The organism is Staphylococcus equorum, from assembly GCF_029531845.1.
GTDB lineage: Bacteria > Bacillota > Bacilli > Staphylococcales > Staphylococcaceae > Staphylococcus > Staphylococcus equorum_C.
Map to the genome: position 1 here is coordinate 1 of NZ_JAMBPV010000001.1, position 11,896 is coordinate 11,896.

Consider the following 11,896-nt stretch of genomic DNA (forward strand, 5'->3'; position numbering starts at 1 on the left):
GCATCTGTTACAGTAACTTTTGTTTCTGGCGATACATTGCCTGCTCCATCTGTTGATGTAACTACCAATTCTTCATTTCCTACTAAATCAACGTTTGTTGGAATATCGATTGCGTAGTTGCCTTGATCATCAGCTACACCCGTTACCACACTTCCATCTGGGAACTTAACCGTAATTGTTGAACCAGCTTCTCCTGTTCCTGTTACTTGTGTACCTTCACTTGTAACCTCATTCACCGTTGGTGCGTTTGGTGACGTCACATCTGTTACAGTTACTTTTGTTTCTGGCGATACATTGCCTGCACCATCTGTTGATGTAATAACCAACTCTTCATTTCCATTTAATTTCTTATCAACTGGTAAATCGATTGCGTAATTTCCTTGGCTATCTACTGTTCCCGTTACCACACTTCCATCTGGGAGTTTAACCGTAATTGTTGAACCTGCTTCGCCTGTTCCAATTACTTGTGCACCTTCACTTGTAACCTCATTCACCGTTGGTGCATCCGGAGCTGTTGTATCTTTAACAGTTAATCTTGTTTCGGGTGACACATTTCCTGAAACATCTGTTGATGTCACTACGATCTCTTCGTTCCCTACTAAATCTACATTTATTGGGATATCGATTGCGTAGTTGCCTTGGTCATCCACTGTACCAGTTACAACACTTCCATCTGGGAATTTAACCGTAATTGTTGAACCGGGCTCACTTGTACCTGTTACTTGTGAATCTTCACTCGTAACTTCATTCACCGTCGGTGCTACAGGTGCTGTCGCATCTTTAACAGTTGTTCTTGTTTCTGATGACACATTACCTGCTCTATCTGTTGATGTCACTACGAGTTCTTCATTACCTACTAAATCTACATTTGTTGGGATATCAATTTCATAGTTGCCTTGGTCATCTGCTGTACCCGTTACGACACTTCCATCTGGGAACTTAACCGTAATTTTTGAACCAGGTTCTCCTGTTACTTGTGTACCTTCACTTGTTACCTCATTCACCGTCGGTGCTACTGGCACTGTCACATCTTTAACTGTCACTTTTGTTTCTGGCGATACATTACCTGATGCATCTGTTGATGTTACTACAAGCTCTTCGTTTCCTACTAAATCTACATTTGTTGGGATGTCAATTACGTAGTTTCCTTGATTATCCGCTGTGCCTGTTACCACACTTCCATCTGGGAATTTCACTGTGATTGTTGAGCCTACTTCACCTGTTCCACTTACTTGTGCACCTTCACTTGTTACCTCATTCACTGTTGGCGCTACTGGCACTGTCACATCTTTAACAGTTACTTTTGTTTCTGGCGATACATTGCCTGATGCATCTGTTGACGTCACTACGAGCTCTTCGTTTCCATTTAATTTCTTATCTACTGGTAAATCGATCACGTAATTTCCTTGGTTATCTACTGTTCCCGTTACGACACTTCCATCTGGGAGTTTAACCGTAATTTTTGAACCGGGTTCACCTGTACCTGTTACTTGTGTACCTTCACTTGTTACCTCATTCACCGTCGGTGCTTCAGGAGCTGTCGTATCTTTAACAATTAATCCTGTTTCAGGTGACACGTTACCTGCTTCATCTGTTGATGTAACTACGATTTCTTCGTTTCCATTTAATTTCTTATCTACTGGTAAATCGATCACGTAGTTTCCTTGATTATCCGCTGTGCCTGTTATCACACTTCCATCTGGGAATTTCACTGTGATTGTTGAGCCGGCTTCACCTGTTCCACTTACTTGTGTACCTTCACTTGTTACCTCATTCACTGTTGGTGCTACCGGTGCTGTCGCATCTTTAACAGTTACTCTTGTTTCTGGCGATACATTGCCTGCTCCATCTGTTGATGTCACTACAAGTTCTTCATTCCCTAATAAATCTACATTTGTTGGGATATCAATCGCATAGTTGCCTTGGTCATCCACTGTACCCGTCACTGTACTTCCATCTGGGAATTTAACTGTAATTGTCGAACCGGCTTCGCCTATTCCTGTTACTTGAGTTTCTTCACTTGTAACCTCAGTCACCGATGGCGCTATGGGTGCTGTTGCATCTGTTACAGTTATTTTTGTTTCTGGCGACACATTGCCTGCTCCATCTGTTGATGTCACTACTAACTCTTCATTTCCTACTAAATCGATGTTTGTTGGAATATCAATTGCGTAGTTGCCTTGATCATCTACTGTTCCCGTTACTACATTTCCATCTGGGAATTTAACTGTAATCGTCGAACTGGCTTCTCCTGTTCCTGTTACTTGTGTGCCTTCACTTGTAACCTCATTCACCATCGGTGCTACAGGTGCTGTCACATCTTTAACAGTCAATCTTGTTTCTGGCGATACATTGCCTGCTCCATCTGTTGATGTCACTACAAGTTCTTCGTTACCATTTAATTTCTTATCAATTGGTAAATCGATTGCGTAATTTCCTTGCTTATCTACTGTTCCCGTTACTGTGCTTCCATCTGGGAATTTAACTGTAATCGTTGAACCGGGTTCGCCTGTGCCTGTTACTTGTGCACCTTCACTTGTCACTTCACTCACCGTTGGTGATACTGGTGCCGTCACATCTGTAACTGTCACTTTTGCTTCTGGTGATACATTACCTGCTCCATCTGTTGATGTCACTACGAACTCTTCATTTCCTACTAAATCGATGTTTGTTGGAATATCAATTGCGTAGTTGCCTTGATTATCTGCTGTACCCGTCACAACACTTCCATCTGGGAACTTAACTGTAATTGTTGAACCTGCTTCTCCTGTGCCTGTTACTTGTGCACCTTCACTTGTCACTTCACTCACCGTTGGTGATACTGGTGCCTTCACATCTGTAACTGTCACTTTTGCTTCTGGTGACACATTACCTGCTCTATCTGTTGATGTCACTACGAGTTCTTCATTACCTACTAAATCGATGTTTGTCGGAATATCAATTGCGTAGTTGCCTTGATTATCTGCTGTATCCGTTACTACACTTCCATCTGGGAACTTAACCGTAATTGTTGAACCAGCTTCGCCTGTACCTGTTACTTGAGTTTCTTCACTTGTAACCTCAGTCACCGATGGCGCTATGGGTGCTGTTGCATCTGTTACAGTTATTTTTGTTTCTAGCGACACATTACCTGCTCCATCTGTTGATGTCACTACGAGCTCTTCATTTCCTACTAAATCGATGTTTGTCGGAATATCAATTGCGTAGTTGCCTTGATCATCTGCTACACCCGTTACCACACTTCCATCCGGGAACTTAACTGTAATCGTTGAACCTGCTTCTCCTGTTCCTGTTACTTGTGTACCTTCACTTGTAACCTCATTAACTGTTGGTGCTACTGGTGCCGTCACATCTGTTACAGTTACTTTTGTTTTTGGCGATACGTTCCCTGCGCCATCTGTTGATGTCACTACCAATTCTTCATTTCCTACTAAATCCACAGTTGTCGGAATATCAATTGCGTAGTTGCCTTGATCATCTGCTACACCCGTTACCACACTTCCATCTGGGAGTTTAACTTTAATTGTTGAGCTTGGTTCTCCTGTTCCTGTTATTTGTGCACCTTCACTTGTGACTTCATTCACCGTTGGTGCTACTGGTGCTGTCGTATCTTTAACAGTTACTCTTGTTTCTGGCGATACATTGCTTGCACCATCTGTTGATGTCACTACGAGCTCTTCATTTCCTACTAAATCCACAGTTGTTGGAATATCGATTACGTAATTGCCTTGATCATCTGCTACACCCGTTACCACACTTCCGTCTGGGAGTTTAACCGTAATTGTTGAACCTGATTCGCCTGTTCCTGTTACTTGCGTGCCTTCACTCGTAACTTCATTAACCATCGGCGCTACTGGCGCTGTCACATCTGTTACAGTTACTGGGTCTGATGCATAGCTAGTTTTTCCATTCTTAGTAGCAGTGGCAGTCAAAACTGTTCCAGCTTTTAGTGGTTGATTTAACTGTAATGATTTTGTTGTCTCACCTTTTCCTAAAACAATTGTCCCAATAACATTGTTATTATTATCCTTAACCACAATAGTAGATCCTTCAACGCCGTTGACTTGAAGGCTTGTATTTTGATCGTTAACTGGTGCAATGGCAGGCTTTAATAATGCTTTCATATCAATTACATTAAATGTATTTATTTCAGCATTTCGATAATTCGGTGACTCAATAGCCACTTTATATTTTCCAGGTGGTAATTTTGACACGCTAAAACTAAACGTACCGTTTTTATTTAGAGTGCCTTGTCTTATGACCTTGCCATTTGGATTTAAAATTTTCACCTTTTGTCTTGCTGCTGATTTATCTAATGGTACATCACCTTTAATAATAGTATCCTCTGTTGTGATGTCATTTACGATGGGTTTCCCTACTAAAGGAGAAGTTTGATATCTTAAAACCTCGTCCCCATCATTTTTGCCATCTCTATCTGTATCACCATTAAATGGATCAGAATGAGAGTTGTGAATTTCATAATTATCCGTTAAACCATCTTTATCTATATCTTGTATATAGTACGTTGCAGATCCAAAGGTGTTATTAATTATTCCTCCATTTCTATCTGTAAAATACCCATAGAATGCAAAGTCTTCTTTTACTTGAGTTGTACTAGATATTAAATTACCGTTTTGATCATAGGAAGCATTTCTAGTCAATATATTATTAGGACTTTGATTATATTTAATTACTATTCTAATACCTACTGTTTCTGGTAAAGCATTATTAAATTCTATTAATTGATTTAAGTCACTATGTGTAATAGATCCTCTACCTTTCGAATCTACACGAAGCGTTGCTACTTTATTTGCTGCATAATATTTCTTGTCAAAACCATATATCCCTCGAAAATCTTGTTTATGTAACTCTATTGAACCGATATAAGGTAATAAAGCTGGGTCAATTTGGTAATGATATGTCCATTGTTTATATAGACCTGCATCCATTATTTTCCCACGATAGTTAAATATTCCATTTTTTAATATTTGCTGGTCTATAATTGCACCACCAAAGTTGCCGATTTTAGAATCATATTGTACTGTTCCACTACTTGCTTTAAAAGAATTATTAGCATTAGTGGATTGTGATGGTGGTATATTATTTATTTCCCTCTCTGCTGCTGTTAAAAAATATCCACTCGTTTCTGAAGTTTGGATTTTTTTATTTTCAGAATTATCTTTAACATAGATTAAATAATTTAACTTCTCATTTTTATTTTTCATACTGTTCAGGATATTTTTAACTGTAGTATCAAGATATATGACCCCATTAGAAGCTGTATATTGACTTAATATCTCACCACCACCAAATAAACCATTATTTGCTCTAATGAAATTAACTTGCCAAATGTTAGTTAACCTACCTTGTTTATTAGATAATCTAACAAATTGTACTGGTGATGTACGACCAGCTGGGTTAACAGTAATTCTTGTCACATGGTTAGCAATTATCGGATCAAGCTGTAAGTTTATTTTATATCTATCCCCTGAATTTGCTCCTGTCATATAACTATGGATTTCAAAAGGAATCGTTTTACTATTTAAAACTCGATTCTTTACTAATGATTCAGGATCAAAAATCAAAGTTTGAAATGTGTAATTATCTGAATACTCTAATGCTTCTACAGCACTATCTTCGGTCATTGCTTTGCTTGATGTTCTTCTATTTATAATTGAACGTTTATTTCTCACTTTAGCAACCGCATTATTTGATTCTTTTGTATTTAGTACGCTTTCAGTGTTATTTCTGTCTGGGACATTATTTTCACTCGCTGGCTTAATATTTTCGCTTTGAGTATTCACTTCATTTTTTGCTTCTAATTTAGTACTTGTATTATTTGCTACATGGCTAATATCTTCTCTGTTTTGTGCTTCGCTTTGGTTTATTGTAGTTTTCTCTGCTATGTCGTCTGTTTCTCTATTCTCGAATTTTTGAGATGAGTTATCAAAATTATGAGCAGCTTTTATTTTATTTTCCGTTTTTACAATTTCACTATTTTCTTCATTAGTTTTATTAGCTTTTGACTCTTCAATTTCTTTTTCAATTACATTCGACGTGTTGTTATTATTATCTTTATTGTCAGTGACTTTATTTTTATTAGTATTTACAGCTACTTCTCGTTCTTTATTGCTAGTGTCAATTTCAGCTGTGTTATTTACTATTGGTTTATTTTCACCAACACTTTGCTCTGAAGCACTATCACTAGTATTTAAATTATCGTTGTGAATATCATGGCTTTCTGAAAAGTCATTGACTGGATTTTGTTCGTTGCTATTTGCTTTTTCTGTATCAACTAAGTGGTTATCCTCTTCATTCACATTAATACTGAGTGCTTTGGAGTCTTTTGAAAGATCGTTTTCTGCTGCATTCGCATCGTTAGAGATTCCGAATACTAACACGCTTCCCACTAATAATGACGCTGTGCCAACTGAAAGTTTTCTAATAGCATATTTATTCATTCTATTGGGTGTTAAATCATGATTGTTTTTCATTGCTTTCCTCCATTAATCTTAGTCGTTTGATATAATATCACAATTGTATTATTTTTTTAAGAGTTTTATATGAATTTAAATTAAAAATTAAGTTAGAAAATTATTTATTAGGTTTATGAAAATATACAATTAGAAATATTTTTAGTAACAAAAAAACTATCACGCATTAGCGCAATAGTTTTAAATGCCTTATTATATTTATTTATTTTTCATTAAAATAGACCTGTTGGCTTTGTATCATAACTTACAAGTAGATTTTTAGTTTGTTGATAATGGTCTAACATCATTAAATGATTTTCTCGTCCGATGCCACTCATTTTGTACCCACCAAAAGCAGCATGCGCTGGATAAGTATGATAATTATTAACCCATACACGTCCTGCTTGAATTCCTCTACCAATACGATACGCAGTGTTCTGGTTTCTCGTCCAAATACCTGCTCCAAGACCATAGATAGTATCATTCGCCATTTCTAGAGCTTCTTCATTTGTTTTAAAAGTCGCAACAGATAATACCGGACCAAATATTTCTTCTTGGAAAATACGCATACTTTGGTCACCTTTGAATATCGTTGGTTCAATATAAAATCCATTTTCTAAATTCTCGTTTTCTTGTCTAACATTTCCACCTACAAGAATTTCAGCGCCTTCTTCTTTACCAATATCTAAGTATTTTTTGATTTTTTCTTGTTGTTCGTTTGAAGTTTGTGCACCAACCATTGTTGTTTCATCTAACGGATTTCCTAATTTTATTTTATTAACTTTTTCTATACATAAAGCTATGAATTTTTCATAGATGTCTTCATGAATAAGTGCTCTTGAAGGACATGTACATACTTCACCTTGGTTTAGTGCGAACATGACTAAGCCTTCTACAGCTTTTTCTAAAAATTCGTCATCTTCGTCCATGATATCTTTAAAAAATACATTCGGTGATTTTCCACCTAGTTCAAGTGTAACCGGTATAACATTGTCACTAGCATTCTTCATAATAATTTTTCCAGTTGTCGTTTCACCTGTAAACGCAACTTTATTTATGTTTTTATGCGTCGCTAACGCCTCACCAGTTTCATTTCCGAAACCATTTACTATATTGAGCACACCTTCTGGTAAAATATCTTCTATCACTTCAATAAAATGTAAAATCGATACTGGCGTTTGCTCTGCAGGCTTAAGTACCACTGTATTACCTGTTACAATCGCTGGAGCAATCTTCCAAGTTGCCATAAGTAAAGGGAAGTTCCAAGGGATAATTTGTCCAATTACGCCTAATGGTTCTTTATAATGATATGCAACCGTATCATTATCTATTTGTGAAATGCCGCCTTCTTCGGCGCGAATTACTCCTGCAAAATACCTAAAATGATCTACTACTAATGGTAAATCTGCTGTAAGTGTTTCTCTCACTGGCTTTCCATTATCAAACGTTTCTATCACTGCTAAATATTCTAAATTTTCTTCAATACGATCAGCTATATCTAATAATAACTGTGATCTTTCAGATAATGATTTTTTACCCCATTCTACTTGCGCTTTCTGGGCAGCTTCAACAGCTAAATCAACATCTTTTTGTGTAGACTTAGGTATCTTGGCATAACTTTCACCTGTGACTGGTGAAATATTATCAAAATAATTTCCTTCTTGTGGTTCAACCCATTTTCCACCTATAAAATTAGCATATTTCGATTTTACTTTATATTTTGCATCTTCTTGATTTGGATTTGTATATATCACTGTAAAACCTCCTTTATTGGGTCTAATACCCTCATAAAAATAAAGTAAGCGCTTTCTTGTATGATATTTTTCTTTTGTATGAGAAATAATAATAAAAAAGATTACACTTTGTATTAGTTTAACTTGTTAGTTGAAAATATATTAAAATTAGACAAAAAAATCCCTTGAAGCTTAACACTTCAAGGGATAGTTTATTACTTATTATTTATTGTTTAAATCAAGTTCAGCATTATTTGCTTGTCGTATTTCTTTTAATAATGCGTAATCTTCAATTAATGATTTACCGTAAGATGGAATGATTTCTTTCAACTTAGGTTCCCATTCAGCCATATAATCTGGGAAGTTTTTCTCGATTACTTCTAATGCAACTGAAACTGAAGTAGAAGCACCTGGAGATTCACCTAATAATGCAATTACAGAATGGTCTTTTGAATTTACAACTTCTGTACCGAATTGAATAAATCCTCTACCGTGTTCTTTCGTATCTTTGATAACTTGAACACGTTTACCAGCTTGCATAATATCCCAATCTTCGTCTTTAGCATCAGGAACAAATCGACGTAATTCTTTCATTCGATCTTCTTTTTTAGCTAATACTTCTTGAATAGAATATTTGATTAACGGGAAGTTTTTCGCCGCTGCAGCTAACATAGTGATTATATTGCTAGGGTTGATTGATTTAAATAAATCTAAATTAGAACCATTTTTCAAGAATTTAGGGCCAATCGCTGCGAATGGTCCAAATAATAATGAATTCTCATCTTGGATATAACGTCTATCTAAGTGAGGCACCGTCATTGGTGGCGTACCTTCAGGTTCTTTACCATAGGCTTTAACTTCATGCTTAGCTACAACTTCAGGATTATTACATACTAAGAATTCTCCTGTAATTGGGAAACCACCTAAATGTTTACTTTCTGGAATACCAGTTTTTTGTAGCATTGGAATTGCAGCACCACCTGCACCAATAAATAGATAATCAGTAATGTGATGTTCTACTTTATTAGTTTTAAGGTCTTTAATTTTAACTTCCCATTTACCATCTTTACGACGGTTAAAGTCTTGAACTTCATGTTTGTAGAAAAGTTCTGCATTTTCATGTTCGTTTAAGTTTTTAGCCATTTTTCTTGTAAGTTCACCGAAGTTAACATCTGTACCTTCGTCAATTTTACTAGCTGCAACTACTTCTTCTGGGTCGCGGCCTTCCATCATTAATGGCATCCACTCTTGTAGTTTTTTATGATCTTCTGTATATTCTATACCTTTAAACATTGATAAAGGCGCAAGTGCTTCATAACGTCTCTTCAAGAAATTCACATTTTTATCGCCTTGCACAAAACTAATGTGCGGTAATGGGCGTATAAATTCTTGTGGATCTTGAATTTGATTACTTTTTACTAAGTGAGACCAAAATTGTTTTGAAATCTCAAATTGTTCATTAATTTCTTTTGCTTTTTCGATATCAATTGAACCGTCTTTTTGTTCCACTGTGTAGTTCAATTCACATAATGCGGCATGTCCAGTACCGGCATTGTGGCGTTCGTTAGAACTTTCAATTGCAGGTTTTTCGAGTCTTTCAAAAAGTTTAATATTCCATTCTGGTGCAAGATCTTTTAACATCGTACCGAATGTTGTACTTAAAACACCAGCACCAATTAAAATGACATCTTTTGAGTTAGATTCACTCATTGTTTTACCACCTCTCGTAATCACTTTTTAATTAATAATATAAGATAAATCATAGTTATTTAATTTTTGAGATAACGCATACATCATTTTCACTACTGTATTTATACCCTTAAAACTATTTAATTATCATATAATCATTTTCTCGATAAATATCTCTCTCTGTATATGATAAATCAACACTAAGAAAATGTAAATTGTATATTGAGAGAATGTTGTATCTAATTGAATTGTTCACTAAACATGTAAATACATTAATACAAATTAATCTCCAATAATAATATTATCTATTAAACGTGCCTGACTAAATTTGACTGCCAGAGATATAAAAATTTTACCTGTAATTTCATGTTGTTCGACAAGTTGGGGATAGTTATAAATTGCCACTGTTTCTATCACTCCGCTCGTATGCTTTTGTATATAATCACGCGTAGTTTCAATGATTTTCAAACTGTTACGTTCGCCTTGGTTATATAATGACTGTGCTAACTGCAAACTTTTATAAAGATGAGGCGCTTCTGCTCTTTCCTCTGGTGTTAAATAAATATTACGTGAACTTTTAGCTAGGCCATCCGCTTCACGAACAATGTCTACACCTACAATATCAATTGAATGATTAAAGTCTTTGACCATTTTTTCCACTATAGCTAATTGCTGTGCATCTTTTTTTCCAAAATAAGCACGTTGTGGTTGTATAATATTGAACAATTTATTTACTACTGTTACTACGCCGTCGAAATGACCCGGACGTTGTGCACCTTCTAATACTGACGCTAGACGTCCAGCCTTCACTTCAATTGTAGGTTGTTCCGGATACATTGCTTTTTCACTTGGATAAAAAATATAGTCTACACCTACTGATGTTGCTTTTGCTGTGTCACTTTCAATGTCTCGAGGATAGGCATCTAAATCTTCATTAGGTCCAAATTGCAATGGATTTACAAAAACACTAATAACTGTCACGTCATTTTCCAAAATAGATTGTGACATCATTTTCAGATGTCCCTCATGTAAGGCACCCATGGTAGGTACAAGGCCTACTGATTTCTTTGATTTCGCCCATTGATGAGACATCTCAGTCATTTCTTCTATAGTAGTAATTAACTTACTCATTCAGACACCTCATTCATGACTTGCTTTTTGTAGGTGTATTTATTGCTTGGAAATTGTTGTGACTTAACTTCTTTATTATATTGAGATAATGCTTGAACACCTATTGAAAAATCACCATATTGCTTCACAAATTTTGCTTGATGACTTACTTCATAATTTAATAAATCATGATACACCAGTACTTGACCATCTGTGTCTTTACCAGCTCCAATTCCAATAACTGGTATATCTATATTCCCAGTGATTTTAGCAGCTAAATCGCTAGGAATAGCTTCTAGCACTAACATCACAGCACCTGCTTGTTGTACAGCATATGCATCATCTATAAGGTGTTGTGCTGCTTCTTTGGTATTTGCTTGCATTTTATACCCAGTAATACCAACACTTTGAGGTGTTAACCCTAGGTGTGAAACGACTGGGATGCCCATATTGGTACAACTTTTAATATATTGAGTTAAATGTCCACCTTCTGCCTTAATCGCATTCGCTTGAGTTTGCTGATATAATTTTACAGCTGTTTCTAAATCAGACGGCTCGTTTATTCCCACTGCTCCGAAAGGAACATCTACAATTATAAATGTATCTGGTGCACCTCGTCGTACTGCTTTTGCATGATGAATCATATCATCTATCGTCACTTGCACTGTGCTGTCATAACCTAAAACGGTCATCCCTAATGAATCACCAATTAAGATTGTATCTACCTGTGCTGATTCAGCTTGCTTCGCGCTTGGATAATCATAAGCTGTCACCATTGATATCTTATCGTTACTCTGTTTCATATCTATTAACTGATTTAATGTTTTCAATTAAAATCATCTCCGCAGTTTGTTATATTTGTATTGTTATCCATATACTAACCAATCTATT

The 11,896-nt window shown here is 36.0% G+C and carries 5 protein-coding genes; all 5 read right to left on the reverse strand.

The features are described from left to right. Nucleotides 1-6,494: Ig-like domain-containing protein (locus tag M4L39_RS00005; protein ID WP_277580134.1), on the reverse strand; the 6,494-nt coding region annotated here is incomplete at its 3' end. 212 nt (nt 6,495-6,706) lie between these two features. Continuing rightward, nucleotides 6,707-8,227 (reverse strand): acetaldehyde dehydrogenase ExaC, encoded by a 1,521-nt coding sequence (gene exaC, locus M4L39_RS00010; protein ID WP_277580135.1) that lies wholly within the window; start codon nt 8,225-8,227, stop codon nt 6,707-6,709. A gap of 201 nt (nt 8,228-8,428) precedes the next feature. Next, entirely contained in the window at nt 8,429-9,916 is a 1,488-nt protein-coding gene (mqo, locus tag M4L39_RS00015) for a malate dehydrogenase (quinone) (protein WP_277580136.1), read from the reverse strand. Nucleotides 9,917-10,177: 261 nt separating this feature from the next. Continuing rightward, a complete protein-coding gene (panC, locus tag M4L39_RS00020) occupies nt 10,178-11,026 on the reverse strand; it encodes a pantoate--beta-alanine ligase (RefSeq protein WP_277580137.1) in 849 nt (282 codons plus the stop codon). Further along, nucleotides 11,023-11,835, reverse strand: a complete 813-nt coding sequence (gene panB / locus M4L39_RS00025) for a 3-methyl-2-oxobutanoate hydroxymethyltransferase (protein WP_277580138.1) — start codon at nt 11,833-11,835, stop codon at nt 11,023-11,025. Before panB ends, panC begins: the two co-directional genes overlap by 4 nt. Nucleotides 11,836-11,896 lie beyond the last annotated feature (61 nt).